At 65.6% G+C, this 12,581-nt stretch carries 13 protein-coding genes; 4 read left to right on the top strand and 9 right to left on the bottom strand.

The window, feature by feature from the left end; all coding sequences use genetic code 11:
* Positions 1 to 100 precede the first annotated feature (100 nt).
* The 3 genes from TSO5_RS29265 to TSO5_RS29255 form a co-directional block, all read right to left on the bottom strand.
* Positions 101 to 622, bottom strand: a complete 522-nt coding sequence (locus TSO5_RS29265) for a hypothetical protein (protein WP_109154906.1) — start codon at positions 620 to 622, stop codon at positions 101 to 103.
* 15 nt (positions 623 to 637) lie between these two features.
* Positions 638 to 1,204 carry a hypothetical protein gene (locus TSO5_RS29260; RefSeq protein ID WP_109154905.1) on the bottom strand — a complete coding sequence of 189 codons (567 nt, stop codon included), beginning with the start codon at positions 1,202 to 1,204 and terminating at the stop codon, positions 638 to 640.
* Between the two features lie 134 nt (positions 1,205 to 1,338).
* Positions 1,339 to 2,397 carry a diguanylate cyclase gene (locus TSO5_RS29255; RefSeq protein WP_109154904.1) on the bottom strand — a complete coding sequence of 353 codons (1,059 nt, stop codon included), beginning with the start codon at positions 2,395 to 2,397 and terminating at the stop codon, positions 1,339 to 1,341.
* A 256-nt stretch (positions 2,398 to 2,653) separates the two neighbouring features.
* Here TSO5_RS29255 and TSO5_RS29250 point away from each other — a divergent pair, with 256 nt between their 5' ends.
* A complete protein-coding gene (locus TSO5_RS29250) occupies positions 2,654 to 4,546 on the top strand; it encodes a potassium transporter Kup (protein ID WP_109154903.1) in 1,893 nt (630 codons plus the stop codon).
* Between the two features lie 118 nt (positions 4,547 to 4,664).
* Here TSO5_RS29250 and TSO5_RS29245 read toward each other — a convergent pair whose 3' ends face one another.
* Together TSO5_RS29245 and TSO5_RS29240 are read right to left on the bottom strand one after the other, a co-directional pair.
* Positions 4,665 to 4,919, bottom strand: a complete 255-nt coding sequence (locus TSO5_RS29245) for a hypothetical protein (protein ID WP_109073709.1) — start codon at positions 4,917 to 4,919, stop codon at positions 4,665 to 4,667.
* Between the two features lie 82 nt (positions 4,920 to 5,001).
* A complete protein-coding gene (locus tag TSO5_RS29240; protein ID WP_109154902.1) occupies positions 5,002 to 5,598 on the bottom strand; it encodes a hypothetical protein in 597 nt (198 codons plus the stop codon).
* A 192-nt stretch (positions 5,599 to 5,790) separates the two neighbouring features.
* On the opposite strand from TSO5_RS29240, the gene TSO5_RS32440 reads away from it, so the two are divergent.
* Positions 5,791 to 6,795 carry a hypothetical protein gene (locus TSO5_RS32440; protein ID WP_146203858.1) on the top strand — a complete coding sequence of 335 codons (1,005 nt, stop codon included), beginning with the start codon at positions 5,791 to 5,793 and terminating at the stop codon, positions 6,793 to 6,795.
* Between the two features lie 3 nt (positions 6,796 to 6,798).
* Positions 6,799 to 7,428 carry a hypothetical protein gene (locus TSO5_RS32435; RefSeq protein WP_146203857.1) on the top strand — a complete coding sequence of 210 codons (630 nt, stop codon included), beginning with the start codon at positions 6,799 to 6,801 and terminating at the stop codon, positions 7,426 to 7,428.
* A 44-nt stretch (positions 7,429 to 7,472) separates the two neighbouring features.
* On the opposite strand, the gene TSO5_RS29230 is transcribed toward TSO5_RS32435, so the two are convergent.
* The 4 genes from TSO5_RS29230 to TSO5_RS29215 all read right to left on the bottom strand — a co-directional run bounded on the left by TSO5_RS29230 (position 7,473) and on the right by TSO5_RS29215 (position 11,692).
* Positions 7,473 to 8,408, bottom strand: coding sequence for an Hsp33 family molecular chaperone (locus tag TSO5_RS29230; protein WP_109154900.1), 936 nt, complete (start codon positions 8,406 to 8,408; stop codon positions 7,473 to 7,475).
* A gap of 239 nt (positions 8,409 to 8,647) precedes the next feature.
* On the bottom strand, positions 8,648 to 9,595 hold the full coding sequence (gene argF, locus TSO5_RS29225; RefSeq protein WP_109154899.1) for an ornithine carbamoyltransferase: 948 nt from the start codon (positions 9,593 to 9,595) through the stop codon (positions 8,648 to 8,650).
* The gene (locus TSO5_RS29220; protein WP_247871020.1) at positions 9,592 to 10,764 is read right to left on the bottom strand and encodes an aspartate aminotransferase family protein; all 1,173 of its coding nucleotides are present in this window, start codon (positions 10,762 to 10,764) and stop codon (positions 9,592 to 9,594) included. The genes argF and TSO5_RS29220 overlap by 4 nt, the downstream gene beginning before the upstream one ends.
* 124 nt (positions 10,765 to 10,888) lie before the next feature.
* Entirely contained in the window at positions 10,889 to 11,692 is an 804-nt protein-coding gene (locus TSO5_RS29215; RefSeq protein ID WP_109154897.1) for an ABC transporter permease, read from the bottom strand.
* A 98-nt stretch (positions 11,693 to 11,790) separates the two neighbouring features.
* Between TSO5_RS29215 and TSO5_RS29210 the strand changes: the two genes are divergently transcribed.
* Positions 11,791 to 12,384, top strand: a complete 594-nt coding sequence (locus TSO5_RS29210; RefSeq protein WP_109154896.1) for a RecX family transcriptional regulator — start codon at positions 11,791 to 11,793, stop codon at positions 12,382 to 12,384.
* Positions 12,385 to 12,581 lie beyond the last annotated feature (197 nt).

The raw sequence follows: 12,581 nt of genomic DNA, 5'->3' as shown, positions 1-12,581 counted from the left end.
CTGGGGGTGGCCACCCCCAGCAGCTCGATCCGTCGGAGACACTATAAGCCAAACTCAACATACAAGGGATGGGGAGGGGGTACCCGCGGGTGCCCCACATTCACCCCAGATAGGACTCCACGCCCATGACCGCGAAGCCCTTGTTCTCCGGGAAGCGGGCGTTGACCTTTTCGCGCGCCTTCTTCTCGTCCAGCGCCCAGACCAGGAAGCGGCGGCCGCGCTTCCAACTGTCCAGCGCGGTGGGGGTCAGGCTGGCGTTGACGCGGGAGGCGTATTCGATGTTGACCACCCGCAGCAGCCAGCCCTGGTCCTTCTGGGTGCGGCGGTCGTCCAGCACATAGATGCGGCGGTCGGCGGCGCCGGCGGCCTTCAGGCGCTGTTCGAGATCCTCGCAGCCCAGCTCGGCCATCGCCTTGCGGCGGCGGGCGTCGCGCAGGTCGCGGGCCTGCTGCAGCGTGACGCGGGCGATCTTCTTGATCCGCTCCACCTGCGCCTGCTTGCGCGCCACGGCGGTGGCGATCCGCTCCTCCGACGTCTTCAGACGGCGCAGGGCCAGCAGCAGCGACACCGCCAGCGAGGCGAGGCCGACGAGGCCGGCGAAGATGTAGGGCATGCTGTCCATGGCGCGTCCTCTATCTCAGCTCGCTTTGGCGACCGGGGTGTCGGCGGACAGGAACTCCTGCATCCGCGTCACCGCATAGCCGAAGGCGGGCGGGTAGCGCCGTTCGATCTCCGTCCGCGCTTCCGCCATCGAGCGCGCCCACACCTCGATCATCTGCGGCTGCGCCCAAGTCGGGTCGACCAGCGCATGCTGGCTCTGCTGGACTGCGCCGGTGCCGACATATTTGTTCACCACCATGGCGACGTAACAGGGACTGCCCTGGACCTCCTCGCCGATCAGGCGGACCAGCCGTTCGCCGGACTGGCGCGCATCCTCGATCTGGCGTTCCATCACCTTGCGGCGGCGCAGCACATCCTCGACCGCGCCGTCCAGTTCCTTCAGCTCGCGAATGCGGTCGCCGCGGCGGGCTTCGAACTTCGTCTCCATCTTGGCGCGGCGGGCGATGACGTCGCGCACCCCCTCCGACCCGTGGCGGCGTTCGATCGCGCGTTCGCCCATCACGATGACGAGCTTGCCGATGCCGAACCCCAGCCCCGACAACCCGAAGGCGGTGATCAGCGCGTTGGTATAGTCCTGCCACATGTGCGAGTCCCCGATCGGGAATGCAATCCGGGTGGATGCTTCCGACCCTAAGGAGTACCCCCTCGCTTGCCGCGGTTCAATCGCGGCGCTGTAACGATATTTCACATGAAACATGCCGGTAAGGAACGAATGCCTTATCCCTCCGCCCGTTCCACCCGGTTGCGGCCGGCCTGTTTGGCGGCGTGCAGCGCATGCTCGGCGCGATGCAGGGTCTGTTCGACGCCGGGCTCAAAGGGCAGCCAGCTGGCGACGCCGATGCTGGCGGTGACGGGGATCGCCCGCTCCTCCACCAGGATGGGGCTGTCGGCCAGGGCGGCGCGCACCCGTTCCGCCACCACGGCGCTGCCGGCCCCGTCGGTTTCCGGCAGAAGCACGACGAACTCCGCCCCACCGGAGCGGGCGATGTGGTCGGAGATGCGCAGAGCCGCCCGCACCCGCTTCACCACCGCGCGCAACACCGCGTCGCCGGCGGCGTCGCCATGGGCGTCGTTGACCGCCTTGAAGCCGTCGAGGTCGAGCAGGAAGACGCCGAGATGCCGGCCATAGCGGCGTGCCCGCGCCAGCTCCGCCGCCGCCAGTTCCAGGAAGCGGCGGCGGTTCCACACGCCGGTCAGCGGGTCCAGCGTCGCCATGCGGTTGAGGCGGACGGTCGCCTCCTCCAGCGCGCGGCTGCGCTCGGCAAGCTTCTGTTCCAGGGCCGCCAGATCGGCATAGGCGCGGAGTGCCGTGACCACGCTGGTGAACAGGCGGCGCGCCGTCAGTTCCGTCTTCGCGGTATAACCGTCGATCTCATAGGCGAGGACCAGATCCTCCTCCGGCACGCGGGCCGGCTGGCCGGTGCGCAGGACGATGCGGACGGCGCGGTTGCCCAGATCCTGGCGGATGCGGCGGACCAGCTGCAGGCCGGCATCCTCGGTCTCCATCACCACGTCGAGCAGGATGACGGCGATGTCCGGGGTGTCGCGCAGGATGCGCTCCGCCTCCGCCGCGCTGGCGCAGTCGAGCAGGCGGACGGGACGATCGCGGAAGCGCAGCCGGGCGAGCGCCAGCCGGGTGACGGCATGCACCTCCGGCTCGTCGTCGGCGACCAGCACCAGCCAGGGAGGGGCGCCGGGATCGGCGGCATCCGTTGCGGCGGAGGTATTCCGCGGGTCGGGAGACTCGTCCGAGGCGAACAGGAGATCATGGGACATGGCTGCCGGCTCGGAACTGTCCACGGTACACGTAAGGATAGAACCACGACGCCGACGTCGATGCAACGGTGCCGAGTGCCGCGCCCGACCTACATCGTTTCGAAGCATGTGCGACAAAATCGGCCCTGGATCCGGCGGCGAATTTGTTGGCGGATCGGTCGGGCCGGTGGCGCGTTTCGCCATTCGGGGCTTGCGCGGCGACGCCAAGCCACCTTAGGCATGGCCGTGTGTGTGAAACGATCGGAGCGGACCGGGTATGGAAGCAAGCATGGACGGGCGGGAGCATGCGGCGAAGCTGCGCGCGCTCGCGCTGGGGGCGCTGGGTGTCGTCTATGGCGACATCGGCACCAGCCCGCTCTACACGCTGCGTGAATGCCTGACCGAGGGCGGCGGCTTCCCGCTGACGCCCGAGGTTATCCTGGGCGTGCTGTCGCTGATCTTCTGGGCGCTGATCATCACGGTGACGGTGAAATACGTCGTCTTCATCATGCGCGCCGACAACCAGGGCGAGGGCGGCATCCTGGCGCTGACCGCGCTGGCCCTGCGCGGCATGCGGCCCGGACACCGGCGCACCGGCATGGTCATGGCGATCGGCGTGATGGGCGCCTCGCTGTTCTACGGCGACAGCCTCATCACCCCCGCCATCTCGGTGCTGAGCGCGGTGGAGGGGCTGCATGTCGTCGCCCCCGCCCTGGACAGCTACGTCATCCCGATCACGCTGACCATCCTGGTCGGTCTGTTCGTCCTGCAGCGGTTCGGGACGGAGAAGGTCGGCAAGCTGTTCGGTCCGGTGATGATGGTCTGGTTCCTGACGCTGGCGGCGCTGGGCATCGGGCAGATCGTCCGTTATCCCGGCGTGCTGGGGGCGATCTGGCCCGGCCATGCGGTGGAGATGCTGTTCGAGCATGGCTGGCACGGCTTCCTGCTGTTGGGCGCGGTGGTGCTGGCGGTGACCGGGGCGGAGGCGCTCTATGCCGACATGGGCCATTTCGGCCGCAAGCCGATCCGCGGTGCCTGGTACATCATCGTGCTGCCGTCGCTGCTGCTGTGCTATTTCGGTCAGGGCGCCCTGCTGCTGCACGAACCGGAAGCCATCGAGAACCCCTTCTTCCATCTGGCGCCGGACTGGGCGCAGGTGCCGCTTCTGCTGCTGGCGACCGCCGCCACCATCATCGCCGGACAGGCGGTGATCTCCGGCGCCTATTCGGTGACGCTGCAGGCGATGCATCTGCGCTATCTGCCGCGGATGGAGGTGATGCACACCTCGGAGCATGAGAAGGGCCAGATCTACATGCCGCAGCTGACCTGGCTGCTGCTGGCCGGCGTCATCGTGCTGGTGCTGAGCTTCCAGACCTCCAGCAATCTCGCCGCCGCCTACGGCATCGCGGTCACCGGCACGATGGTGGCGACCACGCTGCTGGCCTACAAGGTGGCGCGCTCGCTCGGCCGCTGGAAGCTGTGGCAGGCGGTGCTGGCGCTGGTGGTGTTCCTGTCGGTCGATCTCGCCTTTTTCCTGTCGAACCTGATCAAGGTGGAGGAGGGCGGTTGGTTCCCGCTGGTGGTCGGCGCGATGGTTTTCCTGTTGATGGCGACGTGGCGGCGCGGGCGCGAGGTGGTGCGCAAGCGGCTGGCCGAGGACGCGCTGCCCTTCGACATGCTGCTGGAGCGGCTGAAGGGCGGGTCGGTGCAGCGGGTGCCGGGCACCGCCGTCTTCCTGACCGGCAACCCGCGCGGCCTGCCGCCGGGGCTGCTGCACAGCCTGAAGCACTACAAGGTGCTGCACCAACGGGTCGTGCTGCTGACCGTCGACATTGAGGACGTGCCCCATGTGCCGGACGATCAGCGTTTCGAGTTGAAGGCTCTGTCGGCCGGCTTCTTCCGGCTGATCGTCCATTTCGGCTTCAAGGACGAACCCGACATCCCGCAGGCGCTGGAGATCCGGCGCATCCCCGGACTGCCGTTCGAACCGATGGAGACGACCTATTTCGTCAGCCGCGAGACGCTGATCCGCACCCACGGCAAATCCGGCCTGCCGCGCTGGCAGGAGCCGCTGTTCATCTTCCTGTCGAAGCTGTCGTCCAGCGCGTCGGAATATTTCTGCATCCCGCCCAACCGGGTGGTCGAGCTGGGCATGCAGCTGGAGATCTGAGGCAGTCTTTGCCGGCCAGACATTCCCGGTGGGGCGGCGGGCGGGGGCAGTTTCTGCCGCCCCCACCCGAAGGCCGCTTGCCTCATGCCGTTACCGGCCGGTGTTCACCAGACGGTCTTCACCAGACGATGGATACCGGCGGCTTGTAGGCGGAGGCGGCGAACATCTGCCGCACCGCCAGCTCCAGCTTGATCTGCGCCTCCGACTTCTTGACGAAGGACAGATCGATGTCGCCCAGGGACTTCACCACGCAGCCGGAGCGGCTGAGGTTGCGGAGCGCCGCCTGGGACGCCTGCTGTTTTTCCTCGGGGATGGCGGTGATTGTGGCCGATCCCTCCGGCGGCCTGACGACGTAGAGGTCGAATTTCGGCATGGGCACTCTCCGTTCTGACGAAAGGTCGAGTGCCCATCGCAAGGGCCGGGCCAACTCCTATGGAGAGGTCACCGCCGGGAAATCACCGCCGGACCATCGGCGCCAGATCCTTGCGGATGCCGGCGTCGAGGCGGGCGTTCAGGTCCTCCATCATCCGGCGGGTGATGTCGAGGAAGGTGGCCTCGCGGTCGGCCAGCGAGATGTTCTCCGCCACGGTGGTGGAATGGGTGACGGTGGAGCGGGTCACGCCGCGGAAGCCGCCATTGCCGGTGTCCGGCACCTCGCCGGCGATCTCCACCTCGATTCGCCCGTCATAGCGCTGGGCCTGGTCGTTGGTGAAATAGCCGGTGATGCCCTTCTTGGTGGGCAGCGGCACCTCGACGATGCTGGCGTCGCGGATGGTGACGCGCACGCGCCCCGGCCCGCCGGCCGCCTGCAGCCGCTCCGCCGCCCAGCGCCGCACCGCCTCGGCCGGCGGGACGGCGGAACGGTTCTCCACATGCTTGCCGCCAACCGGGCGGTAGGCGTCGACCACGTCGATGGTGCCGGCATTCAGCACGATCGGCCCGAAATTGGAGAAATCGACCGGCCGCGGCGCCGGCCGCGGCGGTGCGCTCTGGCAGGCGGCAAGCAGGAGGGTGGCCATTCCGGCGGCGAGGGCAAAGCGGCGCGACAGCATGGGGGCTCCGGGTGAGGGAGGGTGGTTGAAGATTGCGCCGCACTATAGCCGGCAAGGCGGAGGGGTGCATTATGTCTAGTTTGGGGAATTCAGAAGGAGCTACCTCAACCCTATGGGAGTCTTCCCTTGCCTGGGGTGAGGACAATGTTATATCACGAGGCGAATCGGAAGAACGCAGGAGGGAGGACGCCTATGGCTGCGAAAACCACCGTCCGCTTCACTCCCTTGAGCATTCTGAAGAAGGAGTTCACCGCAGTTGGCCTCAAAGCCGTCGATGTGGTGAGGAGCCTCCCCGAATGGGCGGAGGAGGCGCTTGCTCATCCTTCAGGCATCCATGAAGTTCGCGGGTTCGTCGCTAAGCATTATGGGCTGATGGTCGATGCTGATGGGACGCTCAGACAACGTATGATGCCTGCCGCTCGTTTTAAGACACGCAGTGGTGCCGATGTCGGCTTGGTTGCTCCCGCCCGTGCGTTGGCGACAAGCGTGGCTCATGCTGTGGCGGCTGTAACGACGGTTCGGTGGCGCGGTGTATTGCCGTCTGCCGATACATTGCGTAAGCAATGCATCACTGCGGGCAGAACGTGGGTTGGCTTGGACGAATTGCTGGAGCTGTGCTGGGGCTACGGCGTTCCAGTGATCTATCTGCCGATGCTGCCGGTAAATCAGTCAAAAATGGAAGGGATGGTCACTTTCTGCGGTGATCGTCCGGTGATTGTTGTCACCAAAAAATGCTCGCCCGCTTGGATGCTGTTCATTCTTGGGCATGAAATGGGGCACTTGGCGCTGGGTCATTTAGATGGTGGTACTATCGTAGATGAGACAGTAGTTGAGGGGGACATTGACGACGCGCAGGAGCGCGATGCCAATCACTACGCATTGAGATTGTTGACCGGTGAAGCACGCAAGGCTTTGAGTCTTGCTCGTTTGTTGCGTGCACCATCGCTGGTGCAATCTGCGATTACCTATGGTCGACAGCACCATATAGATCCTGGTCATGTTATTCTTAATGCAGTAAGGAATACTGAGATCAATGGGGAGCAACCCTGGCCCCTTGGAAATGCTGCGCTGAAACTCCTCAACCCTGACCCAGATGCGGTGGCTACCCGTTGTCGAGCGTTCCTGCGTGAGCATGTAGATATGGATCAGTTTTCGGACGATCAGTTCGGATTTATTGAGCGGCTCGGCGTTATATAAATCATGGTCGGGCTTGTCGCATTGTTCGACCGGGACGTATTCCTAAAGCTAGCCGCCTGCGATTTGTTCGATGACGTGGTTACTGCGTTTGGTGTCGCCGAGGCTTATCGTTTGCCTTCTGCCAGTCGGGCTGGTGCACGTACTATGTTAAGGCGCTGGCGGCCCGGTGATGCAGTTCGGGACGCTTTTTTGGCTCGCGTTGAGATGCTACAACGGCGCGTGGAAGTAATACCTGAAGATTGGGTGACCGATTGTCAAAAAGAACCTTTATTCAACGCTATGATCGGAGCGGATACAAACATCGATGCTGGTGAGGCATATCTGTCAATAATTACCCTGAAGCGAGAAGATCCCAATTTACTGATATCAGGAGACAAGCGCTTCATAGAAGGCATGGCTGCTTTGTTTCCAACAGATTTCGCAGCACTCCGTCCATCGCTCGTCTGCTTTGAGGATTGCCTGAAGGCGGTGGTAGAGATGCAGGGGCTGGATGAGCTTCGCCCCCGTCTGACGTTGGCTATGGAGTGCGATGGGACATTGAAGGTTGCATTGGGACGGGACGGTACAGTCACACAAGAGCGCTTTCTCGAAGCTTTGCAAGGTTTCCATCCGTTACGCGCACAGTTTGCATGAGTAGGACGGCCGGCACCCAAAGGCACCGGCCACCATCGCATTGCTTACGCCCCATACACGCGGTCGAGATCCGCGTCGGTGAAGTGGTAGTCGGTCGAGCAGAACTGGCAGGTCACCTCGACCCGGCCGTCGTCGATCTTCAGCTCCTGCACCTCTTCGCGGGGCAAGCTGCGCAGCATGTTTTCCACCCGCTCGCGCGAGCAGCGGCAGCCGAAGCGCAGCGCATGGCCCTCGTAGATCCGCACGCCGTCCTCGTGGAACAGGCGATAAAGCAGGTCGGACGCGGCAAGATCGGTCGACAGCAGCTCGTCGCCGGTGACGCTGGCCATCAGCACCATGGCGCGGCGCCAGTCGTCTTCCTTGTCGGAGGCGACCAGACCCTGCTCCTGCGGCAGGCGCTGGATCATGATGCCGCCGGTGCGCCACTGGCCCGGCGTGCCGTCCGGCTTCACTTCGCGGTCGACCGAGACGGTCAGGCCGGTGTCGATCTGCTCGGACTGGCGGAAGTAATGCTGGACGCAGTCCGTCAGCGTCTTGCCGTACAGCTCGACGATGCCCTGGTAGCGGTCGGTGTCCTGACCCTGGTCCACCGTGAAGGCGATGTAGCCCTTGCCGAGCAGGGCCGCGGCCGGGGCGATATCGACGTCCCGCTCGGCCTTGGCCAGCGCTTCCGGATCGAACTGGGCATAGGCGCGCACGTCGCCGACCGAGGTGACGTCGGCCACCATCAGGCGGATCGGCCCGTCGCCCTTGGTCTGGAGCGTGAAGATGCCCTCGTACTTCAGCATGCTGGCGAGCAGCACGGCCAGCGTCGCCGTCTCCGCCAGGAAACGGGCGACGGTGGGCGGATAGTCGTGGCGGGTCAGGATCTCGTCGATCGCCGGCCCCAGCTTGACGACGCGGCCGCGCAGGCGCGACGCCTCGATCTGGAACGGCAGGACGAAATCATCGGTGAGCGGGCGGACGGACGGATCGTCCATAGGGCGGATTCCTTAAGACAGAGACCGGTTATGCAGGCGTAGGGCCGAAGATCGGGGCGGAGAGCGGCCGAATCAAGATCGGCAGGGCACCCATGCATGGGGGTGGCCTGTGGGCGTGGGGAGTTAGACCCCCTCCCCGACCCTCCCCCGCTTCGCGGGAGAGGGAGTAAGTGTCAGAGCGGCGGAGTTCCCTCTCCCGCGTGAGCGGGGGAGGGTTAGGGAGGGGGCAGAACGCTCCCTCAGTCCAGAACGCCCATGCACCAGCCGAGGATGGCCTTCTGGGCGTGCAGGCGGTTTTCCGCCTCGTCCCAGACCACCGAGTGGCGGCCGTCGATCACGCCGTCGGTCACTTCCTCGTTCCGGTGGGCCGGCAGGCAATGCATGAACAGCGCATCGGGATGAGCGTGCGCCATCAGCGCCTCGTTCACCTGATAGGGGGAAAGGATGGCCGCGCGCTCGTCCACGTCGGTGTTGTGCATCGAAGCCCAGGCGTCGGTGATGACGCATTCGACCCCGCGCACCGCCTCTTCCGGCGATTCGGTGACGACCAGACGGCCGGTGCCCTCGCGCTCCGCCCAGGCCAACAGCTCCGGCGACGGGCCGTAGACGGTCGGGCAGGCCAGACGCAGTTCGAAGCCGAAGCGGACGGCGGCGTGCGCCCAGCTGACCGCGACGTTGTTGCAGTCGCCGATCCAGGCGACGGTCCGACCGTTGATCCGACCCCGATGCTCCTCGAAGGTCATCAGGTCGGCCATGATCTGGCAGGGGTGGGTCTGGTCGGTCAGGCCGTTGATGATCGGGATGCTGGCATGGGCCGCCAACTCATGCACCCGCTCCTCGCCGGTGGTGCGGACCATCACGGCGTCGACGAAGCGCGACAGCACGCGGGCAGTGTCGCCGATGGTCTCGCCGCGGCCCAGTTGCATGTCGTCGGGCTTCAGCACCACGACGCTGCCGCCGAACTGCTGCATGCCGACCTCGAACGACACGCGGGTGCGGGTCGAGGGCTTCTCGAAGATCAGGGCCAGCGAACGGCCGGCGAGCAGGGTGGAATGGGCCAGCCGGTCCTTCTTCAGGTCGGCCTTGATGCGGACGGCATGGTCGAGCAGACGGCGCAGGGTGGCGCCGTCCAACCGGTCGATGTCGAGAAAATGCCGGACCGTGTTGTTGTTATTGTTGCCGCTCATCCCACGCACTCCTGCGCCGTCCGGTCGAGAATCGCGACGGCTTCGTTCACTTCGGCTTCGCCGATGTTCAGGGGCGGCAGCAGCCGCACCACATTGTCGCCGGCCGGGACCGACAGCAGGCCGTTGGCGCGCAGCTTCGTCACCACCTCGCCGACCGGCTGGCCCAGCTTCAAGCCCAGCATCAGGCCCTGGCCACGCAGTTCCTGGAACAGCGACGGATACTTGGCGACCAGCTCCTCCAGACGGCCGCGCAGAGAGGCCGAGGTCTGCTGGACGGTGTCCAGGAAGCCCGGCGCCAGCATGACGTCCAGCACGGCGTTGCCGACGGCGGTCGCCAGCGGGTTGCCGCCATAGGTCGAGCCGTGGGTGCCGGCGGTCATGCCCGACGCCGCACGCTCCGTCGCAAGGCAGGCGCCGAGCGGGAAGCCGCCGCCAATGCCCTTGGCGACGCACATGACGTCCGGGGTGATGCCGGCCCATTCATGGGCGAACAGCTTACCGGTGCGGCCCATGCCGCACTGGATCTCGTCCAGGAACAGCAGCAGGCCATGCTCGTCGCACAGCGCGCGCAGGCCGCGCAGGAACTCCACCGAGCCGGCGCGGATGCCGCCCTCGCCCTGGATCGGCTCGACGCAGATGCCGCCGGTCTGGGGGGTGATGGCCGCGCGCACAGCGTCGAGGTCGCCGAACGGCACCTGATCGAAGCCGTCCAGCAGCGGGTCGAAGCCGTGCACCAGCTTCTCCTGCTTGGCGGCCGAGATGGCGCCCAGCGTGCGGCCGTGGAAGGCCTGCTCGAAGGTGATGATGCGGTTCTTCTGCGGGTTGCCGGAGTCATAGTGGTACTTGCGGACGGCCTTGGCGCCGCATTCCCACGCTTCCGCACCGGAGTTCGTGAAGAACACCGTGTCGGCGAAGGTCACTTCGGTCAGGCGCTTGCCAAGGCTCTCCTGTCCGGCGACCCGGAACAGGTTAGAGGTGTGCCACAGCTTCTTCGCCTGCTCGGTCAGCTTTTCGACCAGATAGGGATGCGCGTGACCCAGCGCGTTCACCGCGACGCCGGCGGCGAAGTCGAGGAATCGTCGCCCGTCGGTCGCGTAGAGATACGGACCTTCACCGCGCTCGAACACGACGTCGGCGCGGGCGTATGTGGGCATAACGACGGGGATCACGGCTTTGGTCTCCAAAAATGGAAAATCCGGCGGCCATGCCTGACCGCCGGGAACGGCAAATATCCGGGGATTGATGGGTTCTGTCAACGGATAGGGGTGGGAAAGCGCGGCGATTGCTGCGTCATTACGCCTTGAGCTTGTATCCGGTCTTGAACATGCGCCAGGCGAGCCACCAAAGGCCGGCATTCACGCCCAGCATCACCACGACGCCCAGCCAGCGCGATCCGTCGGACACCCCGATGAAGCCGTAGCGGAAGCCGTCGATCATGTAGAAGAACGGGTCGAAATGGGCCACCCACCAGAAGACCGGCGGCAGCGTGTCGACCGAATAGAAGGTGCCGGACAGGAAGGACAGCGGCGTCACCACGAAGTTGGTCACGGCGGCGATGTTGTCGAACTTCTCCGACCAGACGCCGCCGACCAGACCCAGCAGCGCCAGCAGCATCGACGCCATCACCGCGTGGAACAGCACGAAGCCGGGATGCGGCATGTGCATCGGGATCACCGCCCAGATGGCGAGCCCCGTCACCAGACCGACCACGATGCCGCGGGTGACGCCGCCCAGCACGAAGCCGCTAACCAGTTCCATCGGCGACAGCGGCGGCATCAGGATGTCGACGATGTTGCCCTGGACCTTGGCGATGACGACGGAGGAGGAGGTGTTGGCGAAGGCGTTCTGCACCATCGCCATCATGATCAGGCCGGGCGCCAGGAACTGCAGATAAGGCGTTTCGCCCACCATCCGCACCGCCGACCCGAGCGACAGGGCGAACACCGCGTAATAGAGCAGCGTCGTCACCACCGGCGCCCAGACGGTCTGCTGGTGCACCTTGATGAAGCGCCGTACCTCGCGTGCGTAGAGCGTCCACAGGCCGATCCAGTTGACGGAACCGACATTGCGCGGCATGGGAGGAAGAGGAAGGGTCATCGCGTCACGATCTGCCTGTTGGGAACCGGCCGGTATAAGGTCACGGACTGTACGTGCGGCCTGTCCATCCGGCAACCGCCGCCGCCGAAGGGACTGCCATGAACACCGACGACAAGCGCCCTTTGAACAAGAACGCTGGTCCCCCGGCCAGAAAGCCGCCAAAGCGGGTCACGCCGCAGTATCTTGAGAACGCGGCGCTGCATTACCTGGAGCGCTTCGCCAGTTCGACAACCAACCTGCGCCGGGTGCTGATGCGCAAGGTCGACCTGTCGGCCAAGGCCCACGGCACCGACCGCGAGGAGGGCGCGCGCTGGATCGACGAACTGCTGGCCCGCTATGTCCGCAGCGGCCTGCTGAACGACGAGACCTATGCCCGCATGCGGACGGAGAGCCTGCACCGGCGCGGCGCCTCCACCCGGCTGATCGCCCAGAAACTGGCCGGCAAGGGCATCGGCCGCGACGAGGCCGACAAGGCGCTGGACAGCCTGCGCGAGGATGTCGGGCCCGATCTGGACCTGACCGCAGCGCTTGCCCTGGCGAAGCGGCGGCGACTGGGGCCGTACCGGCGGCCGGAACAGCGCGCGGCGCTCCGCGACAAGGACATGGCGGCGCTGGGGCGCGCCGGATTCGGGTACGAGATCGCCCGGCGGGTGGTGGATGCGGAGGATCCGGACGAGGTGTTGGGGGAGTGAGGGGAGGTCTCACTCGGAGCCCCCTCCCTAACCCTCCCCCGCTCGCGCGGGAGAGGGGACTTCCGCCGCTCTGGCAGCTACGTCACGCCGACAAGCATCCTACCCCCTCTCCCGCGCGAGCGGGGGAGCAACCATGTTGTTTTCATGGTGAGTGTGGCATTGCCTCCCATTCCTTGTTGTCTCGGACCATGGCATTG

The organism is Azospirillum sp. TSO5, assembly GCF_003116065.1.
Classification (GTDB): Bacteria; Pseudomonadota; Alphaproteobacteria; order Azospirillales; family Azospirillaceae; genus Azospirillum.
The sequence above is the reverse complement of the archived record's forward strand: the minus strand, read 5'-3'. Positions and strand labels throughout refer to the sequence as shown.

Excerpts from the sequence above, each read along its gene's own strand:
- TSO5_RS29265 (WP_109154906.1), bottom strand. The coding sequence starts at position 622 with ATGGACAGCATGCCCTACATCTTCGCCGGCCTCGTCGGCCTCGCCTCG.
- TSO5_RS29260 (WP_109154905.1), bottom strand. The coding sequence starts at position 1,204 with ATGTGGCAGGACTATACCAACGCGCTGATCACCGCCTTCGGGTTGTCG.
- TSO5_RS29255 (WP_109154904.1), bottom strand. The coding sequence starts at position 2,397 with ATGTCCCATGATCTCCTGTTCGCCTCGGACGAGTCTCCCGACCCGCGG.
- TSO5_RS29250 (WP_109154903.1), top strand. The coding sequence starts at position 2,654 with ATGGAAGCAAGCATGGACGGGCGGGAGCATGCGGCGAAGCTGCGCGCG.
- TSO5_RS29245 (WP_109073709.1), bottom strand. The coding sequence starts at position 4,919 with ATGCCGAAATTCGACCTCTACGTCGTCAGGCCGCCGGAGGGATCGGCC.
- TSO5_RS29240 (WP_109154902.1), bottom strand. The coding sequence starts at position 5,598 with ATGCTGTCGCGCCGCTTTGCCCTCGCCGCCGGAATGGCCACCCTCCTG.
- TSO5_RS32440 (WP_146203858.1), top strand. The coding sequence starts at position 5,791 with ATGGCTGCGAAAACCACCGTCCGCTTCACTCCCTTGAGCATTCTGAAG.
- TSO5_RS32435 (WP_146203857.1), top strand. The coding sequence starts at position 6,799 with ATGGTCGGGCTTGTCGCATTGTTCGACCGGGACGTATTCCTAAAGCTA.
- TSO5_RS29230 (WP_109154900.1), bottom strand. The coding sequence starts at position 8,408 with ATGGACGATCCGTCCGTCCGCCCGCTCACCGATGATTTCGTCCTGCCG.
- argF (WP_109154899.1), bottom strand. The coding sequence starts at position 9,595 with ATGAGCGGCAACAATAACAACAACACGGTCCGGCATTTTCTCGACATC.
- TSO5_RS29215 (WP_109154897.1), bottom strand. The coding sequence starts at position 11,692 with ATGACCCTTCCTCTTCCTCCCATGCCGCGCAATGTCGGTTCCGTCAAC.
- TSO5_RS29210 (WP_109154896.1), top strand. The coding sequence starts at position 11,791 with ATGAACACCGACGACAAGCGCCCTTTGAACAAGAACGCTGGTCCCCCG.